The 20,319-nt window shown below is 62.9% G+C and carries 20 protein-coding genes; 10 read left to right on the top strand and 10 right to left on the bottom strand.

The features are described 5' to 3' along the window. From V6K60_RS11860 to V6K60_RS11895, 8 genes are all read right to left on the bottom strand, one after another. A partial coding sequence (locus V6K60_RS11860; protein ID WP_332450733.1) for a PQQ-dependent sugar dehydrogenase occupies positions 1 to 1,971 on the bottom strand: 1,971 nt, incomplete at its 3' end. A 49-nt stretch (positions 1,972 to 2,020) separates the two neighbouring features. Then, a complete protein-coding gene (locus tag V6K60_RS11865; RefSeq protein ID WP_332450734.1) occupies positions 2,021 to 3,646 on the bottom strand; it encodes a cytochrome ubiquinol oxidase subunit I in 1,626 nt (541 codons plus the stop codon). A 13-nt stretch (positions 3,647 to 3,659) separates the two neighbouring features. Continuing rightward, positions 3,660 to 3,782 (bottom strand): hypothetical protein, encoded by a 123-nt coding sequence (locus V6K60_RS11870; protein ID WP_332450735.1) that lies wholly within the window; start codon positions 3,780 to 3,782, stop codon positions 3,660 to 3,662. Next, on the bottom strand, positions 3,779 to 5,410 hold the full coding sequence (locus tag V6K60_RS11875) for a cytochrome ubiquinol oxidase subunit I (protein ID WP_332450736.1): 1,632 nt from the start codon (positions 5,408 to 5,410) through the stop codon (positions 3,779 to 3,781). Before V6K60_RS11875 ends, V6K60_RS11870 begins: the two co-directional genes overlap by 4 nt. Before the next feature lie 399 nt (positions 5,411 to 5,809). Then, positions 5,810 to 8,212 carry a fasciclin domain-containing protein gene (locus tag V6K60_RS11880; protein WP_332450737.1) on the bottom strand — a complete coding sequence of 801 codons (2,403 nt, stop codon included), beginning with the start codon at positions 8,210 to 8,212 and terminating at the stop codon, positions 5,810 to 5,812. A 231-nt stretch (positions 8,213 to 8,443) separates the two neighbouring features. Further along, on the bottom strand, positions 8,444 to 8,959 hold the full coding sequence (locus V6K60_RS11885; protein ID WP_332450738.1) for a cupredoxin domain-containing protein: 516 nt from the start codon (positions 8,957 to 8,959) through the stop codon (positions 8,444 to 8,446). A 123-nt stretch (positions 8,960 to 9,082) separates the two neighbouring features. Further along, positions 9,083 to 9,424 (bottom strand): hypothetical protein, encoded by a 342-nt coding sequence (locus V6K60_RS11890; protein WP_332450739.1) that lies wholly within the window; start codon positions 9,422 to 9,424, stop codon positions 9,083 to 9,085. Positions 9,425 to 9,573: 149 nt separating this feature from the next. Continuing rightward, positions 9,574 to 10,395 carry a cupredoxin domain-containing protein gene (locus V6K60_RS11895; RefSeq protein ID WP_332450740.1) on the bottom strand — a complete coding sequence of 274 codons (822 nt, stop codon included), beginning with the start codon at positions 10,393 to 10,395 and terminating at the stop codon, positions 9,574 to 9,576. A 147-nt stretch (positions 10,396 to 10,542) separates the two neighbouring features. Here V6K60_RS11895 and V6K60_RS11900 point away from each other — a divergent pair, with 147 nt between their 5' ends. From V6K60_RS11900 to V6K60_RS11910, 3 genes are all read left to right on the top strand, one after another. Further along, entirely contained in the window at positions 10,543 to 10,887 is a 345-nt protein-coding gene (locus V6K60_RS11900) for a DUF488 domain-containing protein (protein ID WP_332450741.1), read from the top strand. A 44-nt stretch (positions 10,888 to 10,931) separates the two neighbouring features. After that, positions 10,932 to 12,842 (top strand): anaerobic carbon-monoxide dehydrogenase catalytic subunit, encoded by a 1,911-nt coding sequence (gene cooS / locus V6K60_RS11905; RefSeq protein WP_332450742.1) that lies wholly within the window; start codon positions 10,932 to 10,934, stop codon positions 12,840 to 12,842. Between the two features lie 292 nt (positions 12,843 to 13,134). After that, on the top strand, positions 13,135 to 14,292 hold the full coding sequence (locus tag V6K60_RS11910) for a hypothetical protein (protein WP_332450743.1): 1,158 nt from the start codon (positions 13,135 to 13,137) through the stop codon (positions 14,290 to 14,292). Between the two features lie 256 nt (positions 14,293 to 14,548). Here V6K60_RS11910 and V6K60_RS11915 read toward each other — a convergent pair whose 3' ends face one another. Then, positions 14,549 to 15,379 carry a TrmB family transcriptional regulator gene (locus tag V6K60_RS11915; RefSeq protein ID WP_332450744.1) on the bottom strand — a complete coding sequence of 277 codons (831 nt, stop codon included), beginning with the start codon at positions 15,377 to 15,379 and terminating at the stop codon, positions 14,549 to 14,551. 93 nt (positions 15,380 to 15,472) lie between these two features. On the opposite strand from V6K60_RS11915, the gene V6K60_RS11920 reads away from it, so the two are divergent. From V6K60_RS11920 to V6K60_RS11945, 6 genes are all read left to right on the top strand, one after another. Next, positions 15,473 to 16,570, top strand: a complete 1,098-nt coding sequence (locus V6K60_RS11920) for an RNA-guided endonuclease InsQ/TnpB family protein (protein WP_332450745.1) — start codon at positions 15,473 to 15,475, stop codon at positions 16,568 to 16,570. Between the two features lie 119 nt (positions 16,571 to 16,689). After that, positions 16,690 to 17,463: a DUF2115 domain-containing protein gene (locus tag V6K60_RS11925; protein ID WP_332450746.1), complete on the top strand. Its 774-nt coding sequence runs from the start codon at positions 16,690 to 16,692 to the stop codon at positions 17,461 to 17,463. A gap of 30 nt (positions 17,464 to 17,493) precedes the next feature. Then, the gene (locus tag V6K60_RS11930; protein WP_332450747.1) at positions 17,494 to 17,832 is read left to right on the top strand and encodes a cupin domain-containing protein; all 339 of its coding nucleotides are present in this window, start codon (positions 17,494 to 17,496) and stop codon (positions 17,830 to 17,832) included. Between the two features lie 6 nt (positions 17,833 to 17,838). Further along, complete coding sequence (locus V6K60_RS11935; RefSeq protein WP_332450748.1) at positions 17,839 to 18,612, top strand: 4Fe-4S binding protein; 774 nt, start codon at positions 17,839 to 17,841, stop codon at positions 18,610 to 18,612. Between the two features lie 50 nt (positions 18,613 to 18,662). Next, positions 18,663 to 18,998 (top strand): cupin domain-containing protein, encoded by a 336-nt coding sequence (locus tag V6K60_RS11940; RefSeq protein ID WP_332450749.1) that lies wholly within the window; start codon positions 18,663 to 18,665, stop codon positions 18,996 to 18,998. Continuing rightward, entirely contained in the window at positions 18,998 to 19,279 is a 282-nt protein-coding gene (locus V6K60_RS11945) for an NAC family transcription factor (RefSeq protein ID WP_332450750.1), read from the top strand. The genes V6K60_RS11940 and V6K60_RS11945 overlap by 1 nt, the downstream gene beginning before the upstream one ends. Before the next feature lie 192 nt (positions 19,280 to 19,471). On the opposite strand, the gene V6K60_RS11950 is transcribed toward V6K60_RS11945, so the two are convergent. Then, entirely contained in the window at positions 19,472 to 20,032 is a 561-nt protein-coding gene (locus V6K60_RS11950) for a hypothetical protein (RefSeq protein ID WP_332450751.1), read from the bottom strand. Between V6K60_RS11950 and V6K60_RS11955 the strand changes: the two genes are divergently transcribed. Next, positions 19,983 to 20,319 (top strand): hypothetical protein (locus tag V6K60_RS11955; RefSeq protein ID WP_332450752.1); only part of this gene is annotated, 337 nt, incomplete at its 3' end. The genes V6K60_RS11950 and V6K60_RS11955 overlap by 50 nt on opposite strands.

Genomic DNA, 20,319 nt, shown 5'->3' on the forward strand with positions numbered 1-20,319 from the left:
GTCGAACGCGGCGTCGGTCGGGGCGAATACCGTATACGGTCCGGGACCCTCAAGCCTCGCGGCGACGCCCGTCGACTGAAGGAGGCCCGTGAACAGGGTGAAGTTCCCGAACGCCGGGTTCTCCTCGAGGGGGATGCTGGTCTCGGTCGATGCAAGGACCTCCATGATACTCTCGGCGGGATCCGGCGAGGAGAGGGAGGAGAGGAGGGTCGCACCCGCTCCCATCCCCTGTCCCCCGACCATGGCGCCGGTCTGGTTCTGGGTCATGTTCTGCGCCGGGGTCTGCGCGACCGCGGGCATCACCGTCGTCGGGGCCGGCGTGACGGCGGTGGGCGGCACGATCTTCCAGAGTTTGCCGGTGCTGGTGGTGTTGTCAGGCCCTCCCACGTCGTTCGTCAGCACATACATCTCCTGGCTGGCGTCCTCGCCGAACCCGCGCAGGAACGCGCCCAGCGTCTCGTTGTTCCGGGCGGTGATGTTCACCGTCTGGGCTTCCCACATGGCGTTCTCGTCAGGCGTCAGGCTCGCAGCAGTCGACGGCAGCGCTCCCTCGGCCCACCCCGTCGGGGGTGTCGCGGCGAGAAGGGTGCCGTTCCCTACCGTCCGGCTGTCGCTCCAGTAGCCGAAGAGGTACCTGCCCTGGAGCCCGACATCGGCCGTCCCGCGGTACATGTTGCCGCCGACGACGACGACGCCGAGGTCATGGCCGCCCTCGAAGATGGGGCCGATCAGGGGCACGCCCTGGAGCCCGGTGGCGTTACAGGACGCACCGGGGGCCGTGGTGGCGTTCGGGTCGAAACAGTGCGTGCCCTCGCGGATGTGCCAGCCGTAGTTCCCGCCCTTCGTGACGACGTCTACCTCCTCAAAGAGGTTCTGGCCCGCATCGGCGACGAAGAGCGCGTTGCTGCTGCCGGAGTCAAAGGCCATGTAGGCAGGGTTGCGGAATCCGTAGGCGTAGATCTCGGTCGGGACCGTCGTGTAGGCGTAGGAATCAAGGATCTCAGGCTGGACCCCCACGAACGGGTTGTCGGATGGGATGCCGTAGAGGCTGCCGGCAAACGTCGTCCACGTCGGCTCGGGCGGGTTTGCCGTCCGGTTGACGCTCACGTTTCCGGTCTGGTTCGCCGCCGAGGTCATGGTCGGCAGGGGCATCCCCCCGGTGGCGGTGCTGTCCACATCAATCCGGAGAATCTTGCCGTAGATCTTCGTCAGGTCCTGGGCGTTCCCGATACCGGGGGTATGCCCGTTCCCGACATCGTCCGCCTTCCCGCCGTCCCCAAGCGATATGTAGAGGTAGCCGTCGGCGGGGCTGAAGGCGAGCTGGCCGCCGTTGTGGTTCTGGTAGGGCTTGTCGATGTACATCAGGACCTTCTCAGAGGTCATGTTCACCGTGTTCGGGTTTTCAGGGTCGACCTGGAACTCGGAGATGTGATTCGTGCAGCTCCATCCCTCGGGAGCTTCCGGTCTCAAGGGCGCGCTGTAGAAGGCGTAGACCTTGCCGTTCTCCGCGAAGTTCGGGTGGAACGCGATGGAGAGCAGGCCGCGCTCGTCGTAAGTCGGGCTGATGCCGACGAGGTTGTCCCGGAGGTCCATGAACGGCTCGGGGAGCACGGTCCCGTTCTGATCGACGATCTTCACGAGACCGATCTGGTCCACGACGAAGAGCCGCCCGGTCCCGTCGTCGGGCGACGCGACCATCATGGGCGAGGTGAAGTTCCCTGCGACGAGTTCAAGGCCGATGATGGCCTCAAAATTCGGGATCGGCGTCAGTTTCGTATGGGACGCGTTATTCTCGAACGTCGCGGCAAGCGGCGATGCGGCGTTCGTGAGGTCTGTTGCGTTTCCGGTCGTCCGGGTTGAACTCTCGTTGGTGCCGCTGACATTGCTCGATCCCACCACCTGCGCCCCCGCACCCGCGACGAGCGCAAGAACCAGGAGGAGGGATGCTATGACAAGGGTAACTTTTGTCATGCGAGCCCGGACATGGTATCTGGAGGGATAAAGGTTACCCCGGAACCGGTCAGACGGAGTCTTCGTCCGTCGGGTGGTATGCCGTCACCTTCGCGACGTACCAGAAGATCGCCCACGAGAGCACGAGGACGATCGCCCAGACCCCGGCGATCACCGGCAGAGGGAGGGGGGTCGCGTAGGCCTGGCCGCCCGGGACGGGGATGATCTGGTAGAACGTCCAGGGTGCGCGTGCCGACTCCCGCACGAACCCCATCACGTTCACGATCGCCGTCCCGAGGATACCGGCCGTGAAGGCGGCAAGGAGCGAACCCCGGGTGAGGTATCCCCACTGTCCCTCCTTCTCCTCGCTCGTCAGGACAATGATGTCGAGCATGACGATCGCGGCACCGATCGCCGCCATGACGAAGAGAGCGACGTACTTCAGCGGCATCCCGCCGATCGGGTTGATCCAGGCCCCGGGATCGTCGATGAAGAGCGTCCCGAGCCAGGCGGGCTGGACGAGGATGAACCCGGCGACGGCGGTCATGACCAGGAACCCCTTGAAGATCGTCCGGATGGTGCGGTTCTCGGGCCGGGAGAGGAGCTGGTCCCGCCGGGTGAGGAAGTAGGTCCCGATGGTCAAAAAGAGCCCGGTAAGAAGCGTCACCATCATGAGCATCTCCCAGGCCCGGGGACCGTGCATGATCATCATGAAGGCGGAGGGCGCGTTCACCTGGATCGCGGTCATGTACACCTGCCCGAGGATCGGCTGCATGATCAGCCCGAAGAGTCCCCAGGCGATCCCGTAGGCCGCCACCCAGTCCCACTGCTTCTTTGCAGCGAAGTCTTTCTGGTCGATGTAATGGATGGTCGCAAGGGTCGTGATCAGGAACCCGAAGAAGGCGATGGCGGCAGCAACCCGGTGGAAGGTGAGTTCCCAGAGGGTCGGGTTGAACCAGAGCGCCATCGCCTGGTCAAACGTCATCGGGAGCAGCCCTGATTCGGTAAAGGAGAACGACGCGACACCCGGCGTCAGCATACCGGCGGCGAGGGTATCGATGGTGACGGTCTGGACAAAGACGCCGACCGCGTAGCCGAACCCGAGCGCGAGGTGCACGCCGGGCCTTACCCGGTCCCAGGCGAACCAGAAGGTGAAGAGCAGGAGGATGATGACCCCATAGAGGATGAAATACGCGAAGATCGGCCACCAGTAGAGGTGGAAGACGTTCATGGAGAGGTCCGGGAAGAGCGCGATGAAGGCCATCATCCCCCCCGCCGCAAACGTCGATCCCGCCGAGAAGAGGATGAGGACAAAGAGCGTGAGCGACCGGGCCAGGTTCCTGTAGCGCATGCGCCGGTAGCGGAAGTAGAGAAGCGCAGTGACCGCGATGACCCAGGCGCCCCCGACGTGCAGGTTCGCAAAGACGACGTGGATCAGCATGGTAAACGCGATGACGGCGGATCGGCTTATATCCCCGACGCTCTGGATGGGTATGCCGGACGTGGCGTAGTCTGCGGTGCTCTCGCTGAGATTGTTCGCAAGGATGGTTGTCGAGGGTATCGTCCCGCCCTGGAGCGGAACGATGACGACCGCGAGAAAGATGAGGTAGGCTACGACCGCCACGATGATCGCGGATATGAGGCGCAGTCTTCTCCCGGATCCCTCTTCCGCCGTTCTTGTTTCCCATGTAACCATACCCGTACCTCCTCTAAAACGGTGGGGGGAGTTTCGTGAACCCAAAGTGCCAGAAGACGTAGATCGCGACCCCGATGTAGACCGCGATCGCGACCCACATGACGTAGGTCAGCGCCCGGTCCCGTCTCCGGCTCATACCTCCTCCTCCCGCTCCGGGTGATAAGACGTCACCCGGGACGTGAACCAGAAGATCGCGAAGATCAGCCCGAGGATGATCAGCCAGAGCACGAAGATCTGGTGGGCCGGCACCGGCGTCGGGTAGGTCTGCCCCCCGGGCACGGGGACGATCTTATAGAACAGCCACGGGGAACGCGCCGACTCCCGGACATACCCCATGACGATGACGATCCAGGTGCCGAGCGCACCGGCGATGAGCGCTGCCATACGCGACGCCCGGGAGAGGTTGCCCCATTCCTCGTCCCGGCGCCCGCGGAGAACCAGGAGGTCGATACCGACGATGATTGCCCCGACGGCTATCAGGACGAGGAGGGCGATGTGCTTGTAGTACATGATCCCAAGCGGATTGAGCCAGGTCCCGGCGTCGAACTTCATGATCCCCCCAAGCCACGCCGGCTGGACGAGGACGAGCCCCGCCACCCCGGCGATGAGGGCGAACGCCCGAAAGAGGGTCCTGATGTCGTGTCGCCCGAGCCGGACCAGGAGGCGCTCCCGTCGCTCGACGAAGTAGACCGAGACGGTGACGATGAGGAGCGAGAGCAGGCCGACCATCATGAGCATCTCCCAGGCCCGCGGCCCGGTCATGATGTTGGTGAAAGCCTGGTTCTGGTGGGCGAATATCGTGTACATATACCACAGGCCGAGGAGCGGTTGGGCGATGAGGCCAGCGAGCCCCCAGAGGATGCCGAAGGAGCCCACCCAGTCCCAGTACCTCTTCGACGGCGGATCGGTCCGGTCGCGGAAATGGAGCATCGCGAGGAACGCGAGCAGGAACCCGAAGAAGGAGATCGCGGCAGCGACCCGGTGAGACTGGAGCGGCCAGAGCGTGGGGTTGAACCACCACTGCATGTACTCGGCCCAGGGCATGCCGAGAAGACCGGGCGCTCCCCAGGTGATGGTCTTCGCGCCCGGTGTCAGCATCCCCGATACGAAGGTGTCGATGGCGAGGGTCTGCAGGTAGATCGAGACCGGGTAGCCGACGGCGAGGAAGACGTGCCAGGCCGCCCCAATCCGGGACCAGGTGAACCAGAGGGTGTAAACGAAGAAGATCTCGACCCCGAAGAGGATTGCCTCAACGAGGAGCGGCCACCAGTAGATGTGAAATCCCTGCGTGGCGAACGTCGGGTAGAGCGCGATGAAGAACATGACCCCGGTTGCCGCGAGCGTCGCCCCGGCCGAGAAGAGGATGACGTTGAAGAGCGCGACCGATTTTCCGAGACGGCTGTAGCGCTCCTGTCTGGAGAGGAGGTAGAGGATGACGAGCGAGAGGAGGACCCAGGCGCCCCCGAGGTGCAGGTTCGCAAAGAGGATGTGGGTGAGCATCACGAACGCGATGAAGATCGACCGGCCGGAAGCCCCGAGGTCGACCTCCTGGATGGGCATCTGCTCCTGGAACTGCGGCTCCGCCCCCAAAAGGTCGCTGGAACGTACCACCGTCGAGGATATGAGCCCGCCCTGCAGGGGTATGATGTAGGCGTAGAGGACGATGATGAAGAGCGCAAGCGCGACCAGGATCCCGGCGATCTTCTTGATATCGCCGCGAGTATCGTACTCATCAGGTACTGGCGGCGTTCCCCCGGCCTGCATGATTCATGCCTCCAACGGGCGGGCATGGGGAGCCCGACATATAAAGGTTATCCCGGGCAGCACCCGGAGCGAGGAATGGGGAGATCCGGGGAGATCGTTCTTCTCCAGAGTCTCCCCGTGTTTCCGGCAGAAGGCCGCTAACAACGTAGATGATACTTGTTATGGAGGCGGCAGTGCGAATTGGAGGATCTACGAAGAAGTTCGCAAGGGATAGTATGAGACCGGGGCTGCAATCACCGGGATGAACTATCCTGGATGCCCTGGCGGGAGGAAGAGAACCGGTCGTTGGAGAGCAATCTACAGCGATGCATTCGCCAAAAAGAACCAGGCATTACGCGGTTTTACCGGGCGGATGCTCCTCTCGCCATTACGTGGCGGTTGCAGGACCGTGCGGCGCGGTCAGGAGGGGTTTAGTGCCTCGCCCGTGTCGGTCGGGAGCAGCACCCGGTCGATACCCTGGATGACTCCATTCTTAGCGGCGAGATCGGGGATGATGATCGTGGCGTTGTCGACCCGGGTCTCGTCGCCGGTTGCATTCACGGTGAGGTTGTTCCCGGCAAGGGTGGCGAGCGTGATCTCGTTACGGAGAGCATTCGCGGTATACGATCCCGGCACGATATGGTTCAGGGCGATCGCGGTGCGGTTGACCGTCCCGGCCTGGCTGCCCGCCGTCCCGAGCAGAGCACTCTGCTCGCCGGGGGGAAGGTCTGCGAACGCCACGTCGGTCGGGGCAAAGACGGTGTATGACTCGTTGCTCTGGAGGAGCCGGTCCACCCCGGTCGTCTGGAGGAGAGCGATGAAGGTCGTGAAGTTGCCGTAGACGGGTGTCTCCTCGAAGGGAATGGCCCCCTCAGTCACCTGGAGGAGTTCCCAGACGGTCAGGTCACTGGCGGGTGGCTGGAGGAGACCCCAGATCTGGCTGACCTGGCCATGGTCGGGCGCCGCGGGCGAAGAAGAGGAGGGGGTGGCCCCCGCTCCCATCCCTCCGCCTGCAGCACCAGCGCCAGTCTGGTTTCCTGTTGTGTACCCGGTCTGGTTCCCTGTTGTGTACCCGGTCTGGTTTCCTGTTGTGGTCGTCGTTGCGTTTCCGGCCGTCGCATTCTGCGGCGGCACGAACTTCCAGAGGCTGCCTGTGCTGGTGGTGTTGTCAGGACCGCCGACGGTGTTGGTCAGCAGGTAGAGCTCGTTACCGTTGTCCTGACTGATTGAACGGACGAACAGGCCAAGCGAAGTCCCGTTGTTGGGCGGGCCGACAACGTTCATCTTCTGGAGAGACCACATGGCGTTGTCCTGCGGTGTGAGGTTCTCCGCCGAGGCGGGGAGCATACTCTCGTTCCCGCTGCTCGGGGGCGTGGCCACAAAGAGCGTGCCATTGGGCGTCACGTAGTTGTTGGGTGAGCTCCAGGAGCCGAAGACGAACTTCCCGGTGAAGTTCGGGAGTTCCGTGCCGCGGTAGACCTGCCCGCCGACGATGACGTTGCCGACGTCATGTCCGTACTCGACGATGGGGCCGATCAGGGGTTCGCCCTGGTATCCGGTCACATTGCAGCTCGCCGGGGGCTGCAGTGAGTTGCTCGCATTGAAGCAGTGGGTGCCTTCACGGATGTTCCAGCCGTAGTTCCCGCCGTTCACAACGTCCAGAACGGACTCAAAGAGATCCTGGCCCGCCATCGATATAAAGAGCCCGTGGTTGCCTCCTGCATCAAACGACATGTAAGCGGGGTTGCGGAATCCGTAGGCGTAGATCTCGGGCGGAACGGAGTCATAGGCGTAGGAATCAAGGATCTCAGGCTGAGTCTTGGCAAACGGGTTGTCGGGCGGTATGCCGTAGAGGCTCCCGGCAAACGTCGTCCATGTCGGCTCGGGCGGGTTTGCCGTCCGGTTGACGGTCGCATTGCCGGTCTGGTTCATCATCCCGGTCATGTTGCCAGTCTGGTTCCCCGCCCCGGTCATGTTCTGCGGGATCGTTACGTTCCCGCCGGTGACATTGTCCACGTCGATCCGGAGGATCTTGCCGTAGATCTTCGTCAGGTCCTGGGCGTTCCCGATACCGGGGGTATGCCCGTTCCCGACATCATTTGCTTTACCGATGTCGCCGACCGATATGTAGAGGTAGCCGTCGACGGGAGAGAAGTCGAGCTCGCCGCCGTTGTGGTTCTCGTACGACTTGTCGATGTACATCAGCACCTTCTCAGAGGATACGTTCACCGTGTTCGGGTTTGCAGGGTCGACCTGGAACTCGGAGATGTGGTTCGTGCAGCTCCATCCCTCGGGGGCCTCCGGCCTCAAGGGTGCGCTGTAGAAGGCGTAGACCTTGCCGTTCTGCTGGAAATCAGGGTGGAACGCGATGGAGAGCAGGCCGCGCTCATCGTAGGTCGCGGAGATGTTTGCCATCTTATCCCGGAGGTCCATGAACGGCTCGGGGAGCACGGTCCCGTTTGCCTCCACGATCTTTACCACGCCGATCTGGTCGACGACATAGAGTCGGCCGGTATCGTCACCCGGCGCCGCCGTAGCCATCATCGGTGCGGTGGTGAAGTTCCCTGCCACGAGTTCCAGGCTCACGTCTGGAGTGAACCCGGAGACATTTTCGAACGTCGTTACCGAGGTGTTGTTTACGAACTTTGTTGCCTGCGGGGCACCCGCATTGGTGAGGTCGGAAACATTCGCCCCACCGGCAGACGTCGTCGCCGCTGGCGACGCAGTGGTGTTCGCTCCTTCCTGCTGGGCTGCAACGCCTCCGATGAGGCATAAGCAGACCGCTATCACAAGGAAGGCTATACGCTGTGTATGAGGTCTCATACGGGGCGGGGGCTAGGGCCTGCATCATATATACCTTCCGGCTACCGGGAGTGCGAGGCATCGTGGGGGTTGCATACGTGCACGACCGTCCTGCCCGCTCTTGAGAGGCCCCAGTCCCCGGCGGGACGGCAGGTCGTGACTCTGGCTCGACCTCCCCGAGATCGATCCCCCGGATCGCGCACCCGGAGCGAGGAATGGGGAGATCCCCCGGATCTCCCGCTGGCGGGTCGGTTACTGCACGACGAAATCCCCGGTCATCGCTTCGGGATGGACGTCGCAGCGGAAGAAGTAGGTCCCAGGCTCGGACGGGGCCGTGAAGGTGTAGGTGGTCGTCGCCGGGCCGGTGACGGTATCGCCCCTGAAGATGTTCTGGCTCGCCGAGGAGTCGGTGTAGACCGCGAAGTTGTGCGGGACGCCGTTATCCTTGTTGTCGAAGTTCACTGTCACCTGCGCCCCCGCGGGCACCGTGATCGTGCTCTTGTCGAAGGCAATGTTCTGGGCGGTGAGATCCACGGTCGTAGCCTGGCCGCCCGCTGCGGTGGTCGCCCCGGTTGTGACGTTCGCTGCTGTCGTTGTCGCCGTGGCGGCAGGGGTTCCGGCGGTCGTCCCCGTAACGGAAGGGGTCTCGGTCCCGGTCGGTGGGGCCGTCGGCTGGGTGACGTTTCCCACCGGCGAGACGCATCCTGCTGCCAGGATTCCGGCGCTCACGACAAGGAGCGCCACGAGAAGGATTACGTTGGGCCTCATGGGGGAGACCATACCGCACACGATATTTATATGTTACCCTCCATCGGCCGGGGTCACGGTGGGAGGGGGGTGCTCATCCATGCTGGAGGCAGAGCGGGTCGCCGGGGGATCCGTGCCTGTCCGCTATCCATCACCCTGCTCCCCCTCCCTGTGCGAGAAGATGACGAGCAGCCCGGCGAAGAGCGCGATCAGGTCGAACGGCGGGAGGAGGCTTGCGATGAGGGCGTACCTCCCGGCTCTGGGGAGATCGCCCCGGCCGATCGTCCGGTATGCCGCAAGCCCAAACCCTATCCCGACAACCTTGACTGCGGCAAGCAAAAGCGCCCCCACCAGAGAGATGCCGGGCCTTGCGGGAAGGCCCCCGACGACGATAGCGAGGAGCGTCACAACGGCAAAGAGCCCGAAGATCACCGATATGGCGATGAGGACCCGTGCAATCTTCACTTCTTTTCTCCTGCCTCCCATAACGGGCCGTTCCTCTACGCTGTGAGACTTAATCTTTTCTCGAAGGGGCATGCCGGAAGCGGGCGGTCAGCGGCATGTGCGCCCGATTGCAGAAGCACGGTCTGTCGGGTTGCACGAAGAAGGAGTGACGGGTAATCCCGTCCTCCGCATCACTCCACGATGAAATCACCGTTCATGGAGGGGTGGATGTCGCACTGGAAGTAGTAGGGCCCTGGCTCGGACGGGGCCGTAAAGATGTAGGTGGTCTCGGCAGGCCCGGTGATGATACCGCCGACGAAGATCTGCTTCGACCGGAGGGAGCTGTCGTAGACGGCGAAGTTGTGCGGGATACCGGAGTCCTTGTTGTTGAAGTTCACCGTCACCTGCGCTCCCGCCGGCACCGTGATCGTGCTTGTGTCAAACTGAATGTTCTGGGCGGTGAGATCCACCGTCGTCGCGCCCCCGGCCGCCGCCGATGCCGGGGTCACGTTCCCCGTCGCATTCCCGGTCGCATTCCCGCCGACGGTGACGTTCACTGTCTCGAAGACCAGCGGGATGAGCGGCGTGTGGTCGTTGTTGACCACCTGGACCGAGAAGTTGTGCTCGCCCGCCGTCACGTTCTCCCAGGTGTAGGAGAGGTTCGTGGAGATGACGTAGCCGCCGGTCGCCGGGATGGCAGGCGCGCTTGCGTTCGTCGGGATCGGGGCGTCCAGGTAGTAGTGCAGGTGCCCTTCGCCCGGCGCGTTCGGCTGCCCGGTCGGCTCGACCAGCGTGAAGTTCGTCAGGTTCACATCAACCGTCACGTTTCCGGCCGCGACGCTGGCGTTTTCCTCCGGCGACGTGATGGTGACGTTCGTCTCATTGGTCACGTTCCCGGCTGTCGCCACAGCCGGGGTCTGGGCGCTCCCATACTCCTGGGCGACCGCCCCGGAGAAGAGAGCCACACACCCTATCACCAGGGTGAGGATCAGGAGTCTCGACAGTTGTGCCATACGGGGCGGGGGGATGGAAGGAAGCCAGATAAACTTTTCGCAGGGCGATAGCGTTCTCCCCGAAAACCGGGGTTGGCCGGAATCCTCTGCCGGGCGGGGCCGGTTCCCCCGACAGGGTTAAGTAGGGGCTCGCCATATCCCCGTCGTATGCTACGCACAAAACGGATCTACGCCGAGCCCTCGGAGGACGACGGGACCCGGGTCCTCGTCGACCGGCTCTGGCCCCGGGGCGTCTCGAAGGAGGAGGCAAACCTCGACCGGTGGGAGAAGGACCTTGCACCGACGAACGAACTGCGGAAGTGGTTCGGGCACGATCCCGAGCGGTGGGAAGAGTTTCTCCGGCGCTACCGGGCCGAGGTCGAGGGGAAGGAGGAACTGCTCGCCCAACTCCGGCAGGAGGCAGGCGCGGGGACCGTCACGCTCCTCTACGCCGCAAAGGACGAGGAGCACAACAACGCCGTGGCGCTGAAGCGGTATATCGAAGAGGGATAGGCGGCACCGATACTATTTTACAACTCCGATGCGGTCACTCCCCCATGACCATGGAGAGCAACAGGATATCCTACCACGACTCGGTCCGGACCGCCTACGAACGGCTCAAGAAGGACGGCATGTCGAATGTCTGGGACCGCTACGAGGCCCAGGGTCTCGGCAATGACCCCGACAAGCGGTGCGGCTTCTGCCAGGCGGGCGCCCGGTGCGACTTCTGCTCGAACGGCCCCTGCCGGGCCGACGCAAGCCGGAACCACCGGGGTGTCTGCGGGATCAACGCCGACGGGATGGCGATGCGGATGATGCTGCTCAGAAACGTCATGGGCGCGTCGAACTACCACTTCCACGCCCAGCAGGCAGTCCGGACCCTCCGGGCGACTGCAGAGGGGAAGACCCCGTTCTCGATCGCCGCGCCGGAGAAACTCCGGACGTTTGCAGGACGGCTCGGCATCGACACGAGCGGGAGCGACGCCGAGGTCGCGCTCCGGCTCTGCGACTTCGTCGAGGAGGACTTCCACCGGTTCACCTACGAGCCGAGCCAGATCGTCGAGCGGCTCGCCCCAGAGGAGCGAAAAGAGGTCTGGAAACAACTTGGGCTCTTCCCGGGCGGGATCACGGGCGAGACGATCGTCGTTACTGCGGCGAGCCTCACGAACGTCGACGGGTGGTACGCGAGCCACGCCATGCGGGCGATGCGCCTCGGGGTCGCGATGGCCTACCAGAGCCAGATCGTGCTTGAATACATCCAGGACATCCTCTACGGCATCCCGCAACCGCACCCCATGCGGGTCGACCTCGGGGTGCTCGACCCCGACTACGTCAACATCCTCCCGAACGGCCACGAGCCCTTCCTCGGGTTCGCCCTCATCGACCTCGCCCGCACCGGCGAGTGGCAGCAGAAGGCAAAGGATGCGGGGGCGAAGGGTCTGCGGGTAATCGCGAACATCGAGACCGGGCAGGAACTGATCCAGCGGCGGGAGATGGACGACGTCTTCTACGGCTACACAGGGAACTGGATCATGCAGGAGGCGGTCCTCGCCACCGGGGCGGTGGATGTCTTTGCGGCCGACATGAACTGCTCGCTCCCGCTCGACCCCCTCTACGCCGAGAAGTACCACTTCAAGCTGATCCCGGTCAGCGAGGTCGTGGTCTTTGAGGGCGGGACCGAGCGGCTCGAGTATGTCCCCGAGGAGGCAAAGGATCAGGCGGCGACGCTCCTCTCGATGGGGATCGAGAACTTCAAGGAGCGGCACGCGAAGATCGAGCCGATCCGGGGCCTTCCCGTGCGGGAGGCGGTGGTCGGGTTCGCCCCAGAGAGCATCGTCGCGGCGCTTGGGGGGAGCCTCGACCCGCTGCTCGGGGCGATCAAGGACGGGACCATCCGGGGCATCGTCGGGCTCGTCTCCTGCACCACGCTGCGCGACTCCGGGCAGGACGTCCACACCGTTGCGGTCGCAGAGAACCTGATCGCCCGCGACATCCTGGTCCTCGGGATGGGATGCGGCGTCGCCGCGCTCCAGGTCGCCGGGCTCTGCTCCCCGGAGGCGAAGGAGAAGGCCGGGCCGGGGCTCAAGGGCCTCTGCACGGCGCTCGGGGTGCCGCCGGTCCTCGGGTTTGGGACCTGCACCGACACGGGCCGGTGTGCCGACCTCCTCCTCTCGGTCTCCGACGCCCTCGGCGGCGTCCCCATCCCCGACCTCCCGGTCGCCGTCGCCGCCCCGGAGTACATGGAGCAGAAAGCGACGATCGACGCCCTCTTCGCGCTCGCGCTCGGCGTCTACACCTACGTCAACCCGGTCCCGACCGTGACCGGGGGGCCGGACCTGGTCAAACTCCTCACCGAGGACCTCCCCGGCATCACGGGCGGGGTGCTCCACGTCGAGACGGACGCGAGAGAGGCGGCGGAGGGGATGCTCGGGCATATCGAGGCGAAGCGGACGAAACTGGGGTTGTGAGAGGCGGGAAGGCCTGCGGGTCTTTCTCCACCATCCACACCGCTGGAGAGACCCGCGATGAGAAGGGTATAACGACGTTGGTGTTGGAACTGTCAGATCCGGGGGCCATCCCCGGAGCATACAGCAACGCCCGGGATCAGATGGGCGTAAAAGAGGTACGGGTAAGAGAAGGTGAAGAGAGGGGCTTCTAACCCATGAGGAGAATGGGTTACCAGCAATTCTCTTCTATACCTCTCCTGCCAGAGGCCGGCCAGACGAAAATGGTAATATACCTCCGGGCGCATCCTACCATATGAGCACGGGTGCCCTGGACTGGCTTGAGGGGCATTTTCCCCGGGACTTCTTCGACGAAGAGGTTGCACAAAGAGCCCTTCGCCATCTCGGTTTTACTGAAAGGCAGGCCCTCTTCTCCGACGACTACGTGCTCCAGCGCACGTCCGAGGGGTTCTGGTACGAGTTCATCGTGTATGAGGTCATGCTGGCTCTCTCTCTTGAGACCGACCGGATACACGCCATCGTAGGAAAGGGCGCCGATGCACGGGCACACCCTGCCGGGATGCGTCCAGGACAGAACGGGCTTTATTATTCGGAGCGAGGGAGCCTGACCGTCAGGGGAAACGGACAGAACATCGCCGAGATGGATCTCCTGTTCGTGGACGACCGCGGAAACATGGGCTTTATCGAGGTGATCACCACAGCGATGGAACTGGAGAGATTTCATGAGGAGATCCGCTATAAGAAAAGGCTGCTGGCCTCGCTGCTCGGGCAGGAGACCGTGCCCTTCGTCCTGGTCTCATCGGTGGACGTCTCCGGGTACAACAGCATCCTCAAGATTGCAGAGATGCCCGAGAGCCTCATCCTGATCACGAACCCCATCGAGGAGATACGAACCCTCATCTACGAGGGGTCGCTGCGAAGGCGCCCGGAAAAACCTGCCCCTCATCCGAAACGGATCGACCTCACCAGTATTCACCCCGGGAGAACCTTCGACTACAAAGAGATCCACGACCGCAACAGGGATGCGGTCGTCAGAACCCTGCTCTCCTGCAGGGATGATGGGATTGCTGCAATCTCGTCGGCCATCAACTCGCTCTCAAAAAAGATCATGCTGGGCACGCTGGGAGAGGCCGGCATCAAAGCGGTGCTGCGCGACAAAAAGATCAGGATAAACGATACCGTCCTGTCTGCCGACGATATAAAACACCGGTTCAGCAGGGTGGTGATCGCGTTTGATATCCCCGCGTACACGCCCGTCATATACTTCAAGTTGAAAGGAAAGGAGGAGTACCTGAAACTCATCCGGGACGCCGCCGGAGACCTGGTGTTTCAGGGTAAGCGGACGCCTGCGCCCTATATGTCGGGGTTCTACGAGTGGCTGGACGATGAGAAGCCTACGGTTGATTCCCGGGTTGCGGAGCGGTATGCCTCGCTCTTCCTGAGCGCGAACTGAAGGGAAACCTCCAGAAACACAATTTTCTGAAAAATTACACGGCTCGCCTACGCCCGGAGTCCCGAAAACCTGCCCTTCCCCGCGGTGAGCATCGTGCTCCTGGCGGCAGCCGTGCTGCTCTGGCGCCGGCGCTCGCGGGGCGAAGGGCCGTATGAAGGGGCCTGAACAGGTGTATCCCCCGGAGTGACGGCACCCTTTTTCCTCTGGAGAGCGACGACTGGATCATATCCGGCGTCTCGACTCCGTCAGGTAGGGGTTACGCCGAAGGGGGCCGCACCCCTGCCTCTCCTCGTGCCGGCCCCTCGATCCGCTCCGCGGTCGCGATCATCCTGTTGACGAACTGCCGCTGGACGCAGGTGATGAACGGGAGGGTGATCACGACGGCGTTACGCACCCCGTCCTCGCGGTAGACGATCATGCAGACCCGGTCATCGGCGATGAAGATGTACTCGAGCGAAAACGCCGCCCCGTCCACCGAGATCGGGGCGCAGTAGACCTTCTCAAAGACGTTCTCCTGGAAGAAGGAGCAGAACGGTTTCGGGGTGTAGAGCGATGCATCTCCAAGCGGCTTTGTGATCCCACGTTTCCCGTTCGGGAGGAGGACGCTCACCGGATGCTCCTTTGAGGCATCGGCGATCACCCGGGCGAACTCACCGATCTCGCCATAGTCCAGGCAGACGACCGCAAGGTCGCGGGTGACGCCGCTGGCAAGCGACTCCGCATGGCGCCGGATGCTCCACTCCCCCTGCACGTACCAGATCGGCGAGTTCTTCGACCGGGCGTCGAGCGAGAGGACCTCCAGGTCCTGCACCGCCGCCGTCGCCGCGGCATCGGCCGCGCTCTTTAAGTGGCGGATGACGACGGCGGGTTCGGCCGGGATGTAGAGATAGGGGTTCCCCCGCCGGACCGTGATGAAACCCCGCGCCGCAAGCCCTTCGGCAATGTCGTAGACCCGCGGCCGGGGGACGCCGCTCGCCTCGTGGACCTGGCGGGCGCTCCCCTCGCCGATCCCGACGAGGGCCGCATAGACCCGGGCTTCGTACTCCGTCAATCCGAGGGTCGTCAGGTTCCGGACGAGACCGTTCATCTAAATGGGCAAGGAGACCCCGGCCTTTAGGCCGGGGAGGAATTGCCCGTCACCTCCGGTATGTCTTTCTGCTATCATGATCAATATATGAATGTGATTAGAACAATCACGTTCAAACTTCTGTTGCCCGATGGCGGGTCCACGGCTCTCCTCGATACGATGCGAGCCTATTCCACGGCGTTCTCTGCCTCTGCACAGTGGGGGTTTGAGAACCAGACGTGGAATAAGGTGGAGAACCATAAGGCAACTTACAAGAGTGTTCGTGAGACTGTTCCTGATCTTCCGTCCTCTCTGGTGCAGGGTGCGCGAGACTGCGCTTGCGAAGCCTTGAAAGCCACCAAATGTAAGACCATACCAGAACGAAAACCGCTCGCCGCTATGCGATACAACCAGCGGGTCATCACGGTGAACTTGATACATGGTTTTGCAACCATTGCATCGATGAAGGGGCGGATCAAGGCAACATTCTCGATCTCTGAGTATCATCACCAGTACCTTTCCTGGAAGGTCACTTCTTCGACGCTCTCCTATGACAGGAGGAAGAAGATGTTCTATCTCCATATCTCGATGGAACATCCTGACGCGGAGAAAGTGCAGGAGGTTAAGGTGCTCGGGATCGACCGCGGGATCGTGAATGTTGCCGTTTGTTCCGACAACACTTTTTTTAACTCCAAACAGGTGAAGCGCGTACGGTCGAAGTATGCTCATCTCCGTCAGGAGTTGCAGTCCAAAGGCACCCGGTCGGCAAAGCGGAAACTCCGCAGAATGGCCGGACGGGAAAGACGGTTTGTGACTGATACCAACCATTGCATCGCGAAGCAGATCGTGAGCTCTGAGTACACGGTCTTCGCTCTCGAAGACCTCTCGAAGATCCGGGTTCAGAAGAGGAGAGGTACGGAGTTCAACCGGAAACTGAACAACTGGTCGTTTTACGAACTCGAACAGTTCCTCCGGTACAAAGCCGAGGGCCTGGGGAAGCGGGTTGTCCTTATCGATGCCCGATACACCTCGCAGAAGTGCTCCGTGTGTGGGCATACCTACAAGGGAAACCGGGAAGGTTCGTTGTTCCGGTGCCGAAAATGTGGGTTCCAACTCCATGCTGACCTCAATGCTGCTCGCAACATCGCTCAAGCGGGTATATCTTGCCTGGGTAGGCTGTCTGTCAACCAGCCGAATGTAGCACACTCGTAAGAGGGTAGTTACAAGCCCCGCCCTGAAGGGCGGGGTAGTTGACTGTTGTTACTATGAAAGTTACATCATGATTAAACCTCTCCGCGTCTCATGATCGTATGGAAACTCTGGTGAGACCCATGCGGCTGGAGACTATCCTGAACCGTATCCTGCGGCTCATCGGCCGGGAAGGCCGCGAGACGCCCGGGGCCGTGACCGGCGACGCCTGCTCCTTCATCATCGACCCCTTCGCCGACGACGGGGAGGAGGCAGGGGACGGGCAGACGGTAACGGTCGCGGCGATCAGGAGAGCGTGCCGGCGGATGCAGGAGGCGGCGACGAAGAGAGACCTCCTCCGCGTGATTGCCGACGAGATGAAGGCGTTTGACCTGCACGACCTGGAGATGATGCACGCCCGGTTCGAGCGGAAGGTCGCGAACCTCCCTGAGGACTACCGCAACCGGCTCCTCGAGAGCACCCGTGAGGAGATCTTCGGGGCGCACCACCGCCTGGTCCTCCTCTCCCGGAACGGCGGCGGATCCGACGACCCCCCGGGCCCGGCTCTCGCGGCCTACGCCGCAATGGTGGCGGAGGCCTGCACCGAGAAGGCGCGGGAGAAGGACCCGAAGTACCTCTACCTGAAGTACCTCCTCTCCGGGTTCACGATGTTTGTCCTCGCCGAGCCCGCCCACCCGGTCGGCACCCCGTTTCCCGGCGGGCAGATCGTCGACGAATGGGAGGGGGCCTACCTCTGCCCGGTCAGGGACAAGGCCGACGACGTGGCGTTCGCCCTCTGCCCCTACTGCCCGGCGGTCCAGAGCACGGAGCCGACCTTCCCGGAGATGCGGGCCCGGCGCCATGAGCGGCGGCGGCGGGAGAGCCTCGCGAACTACTGGACGAATTATAAGGGATGAATGCGATACGCAAGTCTGGAGATGAATCATATGAAGATTGTTGATGTAGCAAAGGTACCGATCAGCGAAACCCCGCACCATGTCGACGCCCGGAAGATCTACGACACCGAGCACGCGAACGTGGTGGTGATCACGCTTGCGCCGGGAGAGTCGCTCAAGAAGCACATCACCCCGGTGGACGTCTTCTTCTACGTCCTCGAGGGGACGGGGATCGTCGAGATCGGCGACGAGCGCGCGGAGGTCGGCAAGAACCACCTGGTCGAAAGCCCGGCAAAGATCCCGCACCTCCTGGCGAACGAGAGCGACGGCACCTTCCGGGTGCTCGTGGTGAAGGTCCCGAAGCCGACGACCGGGACGAGACTGCTGTGAGCGACAATGGTCGTTGAGTCAATCCCGCCTGCTGTGGGCTCCATCTATGCCCTCCTCGCGTTTGCCGCCCTTGCCTGGCTCTGGCACTCGGGCCGGTTCACCCGGCGGCGCGCGTTACCGTTCCTCGCGGTCTCGGTCTTCCTCGGGTTCCTGGTCTTTGCGCCGGTCTTCCCCTACCAGTTGCAGGGTCTCGTCCTCCGGGACGCGGCGGTGCTCGGGGCGCCGCTCCCTATGGCACTCATCGGGACGCTCGCCTTCATCGTCCTCGCCTTCGTCTTCGGCCGGATCATCTGCGGGCAGATCTGCCCGGCGGGCGCCGTCCAGGAAGTCATGCACCTCGTGCCGGTGAAGAAATACGGCAGCGCCGAGAGCCGGGTCCCGGTGGCGGTCAGGGCAGGCGTCTTCGTCGTCTTCCTCGCCGCCGGCCTCGGGCTCGGGATAAACCTCCTCGGGCTCATGGGTCTCGCGGACTTCTTCAACCTGGCGATCGCGAGCGCGTCGTTCTTCGTCTTCCTCGGAGTCGTCCTCCTCTCCGCCGTCGTCTACCGGCCGTTCTGCCGCTACGTCTGCCCATACGGCGCCCTCCTCGCCCCTGCGGCGTCAAGGGCCCTCTACCGGCTCCGGCGGACGGACGCCTGCATCAACTGCCGGAAGTGCGAGCGGGCATGCCCGACCGGAGCGGCGAAGCCCGATCACCGTCTCGGGGAGTGCTACCTCTGCGGCCGGTGCACGGATGCCTGCCCGGTGGATGGGGCGCTTGTGTATGGGCGGGGAAGATGAGAAGAGTACATATGCGAAGGGCATCAGAGTAAAGAAGAGGTTGGTATACCATGGCTAAAGAGAATCGTGCAGACTTACAGGGGAAAGTCCTCCGGTTAGAGGAACTCGTCGGTTACCAGGACGGGACCGTGGCGAGCAGGATGATCATCAACAACCGGGCGGGGAGCATCACCCTCTTCTCGTTCGACGAGGACGAGGGGCTCTCGGAGCATACCGCGCCCTACGACGCGGTGGTGACGATCCTCGACGGGGAGTGCGAGGTCTGGATCGCGGGCGAGACGCTCCAGATGAAGACAGGGGAGACGATCATCTTCCCGGCGAACGTCCCCCACGCCCTCTCGGCCATAACCCGGTTCAAGATGTCGCTGACGATGATCCGGGAGTGATGGGCGTGACGAACGACAAAGACGGGGACTACTGCAACATCTGCGGCGGGGTCCCGCCGGATAAGATCAAGATCAAGACCGTCCTCGTGGACGGGAAAGCGACCGGTATCAACCAGCTCGAGTTCATCGTCGCCGGCGTGCGGGACCTGAACCTCCCAAACGACGCCGCCATCCGCGAAGAGCTGCTCAAGTGGGCGAGCGAGTTCAACTACATCCCGACGAAGAAGAAAGCGGCGTACGGCGACGCCCTGATGCAGGAGTATAAGGCAACGCCGAAGTGAGTGCCCCCCACAGGAAGGGTGGACGCACGGCAGCGCCGGAGACCTTCCCGACGCTCCCCACCCCCGGGGTTCTCCTTCATGCCGGACCACTCTCCTCAAAAGACCAATTTTTCATCCTTCTGCTCCCGGACGCTCCACTCAATCCGCGACCCTGTTGTCTGGAACGAAGCACGAGAGAACAGGAAAAAAAGGTTAGGCGCTGATGGCAGCCAGTCTGCCATCCTCGGTCATGAAGAGCCAGTAGCCCTCGGTCGGTGAGAGGTTCTGGTTCTCGCCCTGCGCCCCGGTCACGTTGTTGATGAGCGCCGGCCGGTAGGCCTGGTTCTCTGCGTCGAAGCCGACGACAAGAACCCAGACGTCTTCTACCGACGTGAGCGTCTCATCCGCAGTCCGTTCGGTCAGGTCGGAGTAGCCGATGGCGTTCCAGCCCGGACTGAGCGTCCGCACTGCAGGAGCCCTCATCGGATTGGTGCTGAGGTTCAGCTGCAGTGTCATATCCTCGGCCGAGTAGACCCAGTATCCTTCAAGGACTTCCAGGGTCTCGTTATCGCCCAGAGGAGTGAAGCCGCTCGCCGAGGTGAAGGTGTAGACCGGTCGGCCGCCGGTGTCGACATCGCCGAAGACCGCTGCCACGGTGTTGTTGCCGCTAGAGAGCGGTCGCGGGATAGAGACGAAGTTCCAGCCCTCATAGAGCTCGAGCTCTATGCTCGCCTCCCCCGGCGTCACCGGCGTCGTCGTCGGTGTCGGGGTCACGTTCATCGTCGGTGTCGGGGTCACGTTCATCGTCGGTGTCGGGGTCACGTTCATCGTCGGTGTCGGGGTCACGTTCATCGTCGGCGTCGGGGTCACGTTCATCGTCGGTGTCGGGGTCACGTTCATCGTCGGTGTCGGGGTCACGTTCATCGTCGGTGTCGGAGTCACGTTCATCGTCGGCGTCGGGGTCACGTTCATCGTCGGTGTCGGAGTCACGTTCATCGTCGGTGTCGGAGTCACGTTCATCGTCGGTGTCGGAGTCACGTTCATCGTCGGTGTCGGAGTCA

It is taken from the genome of Methanoculleus sp., assembly GCF_036677455.1.
Taxonomy (GTDB): Archaea; Halobacteriota; Methanomicrobia; order Methanomicrobiales; family Methanoculleaceae; genus Methanoculleus.

What these genes read in the sequence shown, in the direction of transcription:
- V6K60_RS11880 (WP_332450737.1), bottom strand. Translation starts at nt 8,212, where the DNA reads ATGAGACCTCATACACAGCGTATAGCCTTCCTTGTGATAGCGGTCTGC.
- V6K60_RS11885 (WP_332450738.1), bottom strand. Translation starts at nt 8,959, where the DNA reads ATGAGGCCCAACGTAATCCTTCTCGTGGCGCTCCTTGTCGTGAGCGCC.
- V6K60_RS11870 (WP_332450735.1), bottom strand. Translation starts at nt 3,782, where the DNA reads ATGAGCCGGAGACGGGACCGGGCGCTGACCTACGTCATGTGGGTCGCG.
- V6K60_RS11900 (WP_332450741.1), top strand. Translation starts at nt 10,543, where the DNA reads ATGCTACGCACAAAACGGATCTACGCCGAGCCCTCGGAGGACGACGGG.
- V6K60_RS11935 (WP_332450748.1), top strand. Translation starts at nt 17,839, where the DNA reads ATGGTCGTTGAGTCAATCCCGCCTGCTGTGGGCTCCATCTATGCCCTC.
- V6K60_RS11930 (WP_332450747.1), top strand. Translation starts at nt 17,494, where the DNA reads ATGAAGATTGTTGATGTAGCAAAGGTACCGATCAGCGAAACCCCGCAC.
- cooS (WP_332450742.1), top strand. Translation starts at nt 10,932, where the DNA reads ATGACCATGGAGAGCAACAGGATATCCTACCACGACTCGGTCCGGACC.
- V6K60_RS11910 (WP_332450743.1), top strand. Translation starts at nt 13,135, where the DNA reads ATGAGCACGGGTGCCCTGGACTGGCTTGAGGGGCATTTTCCCCGGGAC.
- V6K60_RS11925 (WP_332450746.1), top strand. Translation starts at nt 16,690, where the DNA reads ATGCGGCTGGAGACTATCCTGAACCGTATCCTGCGGCTCATCGGCCGG.
- V6K60_RS11940 (WP_332450749.1), top strand. Translation starts at nt 18,663, where the DNA reads ATGGCTAAAGAGAATCGTGCAGACTTACAGGGGAAAGTCCTCCGGTTA.
- V6K60_RS11890 (WP_332450739.1), bottom strand. Translation starts at nt 9,424, where the DNA reads ATGGGAGGCAGGAGAAAAGAAGTGAAGATTGCACGGGTCCTCATCGCC.
- V6K60_RS11915 (WP_332450744.1), bottom strand. Translation starts at nt 15,379, where the DNA reads ATGAACGGTCTCGTCCGGAACCTGACGACCCTCGGATTGACGGAGTAC.
- V6K60_RS11865 (WP_332450734.1), bottom strand. Translation starts at nt 3,646, where the DNA reads ATGGTTACATGGGAAACAAGAACGGCGGAAGAGGGATCCGGGAGAAGA.
- V6K60_RS11895 (WP_332450740.1), bottom strand. Translation starts at nt 10,395, where the DNA reads ATGGCACAACTGTCGAGACTCCTGATCCTCACCCTGGTGATAGGGTGT.
- V6K60_RS11875 (WP_332450736.1), bottom strand. Translation starts at nt 5,410, where the DNA reads ATGCAGGCCGGGGGAACGCCGCCAGTACCTGATGAGTACGATACTCGC.
- V6K60_RS11945 (WP_332450750.1), top strand. Translation starts at nt 18,998, where the DNA reads ATGGGCGTGACGAACGACAAAGACGGGGACTACTGCAACATCTGCGGC.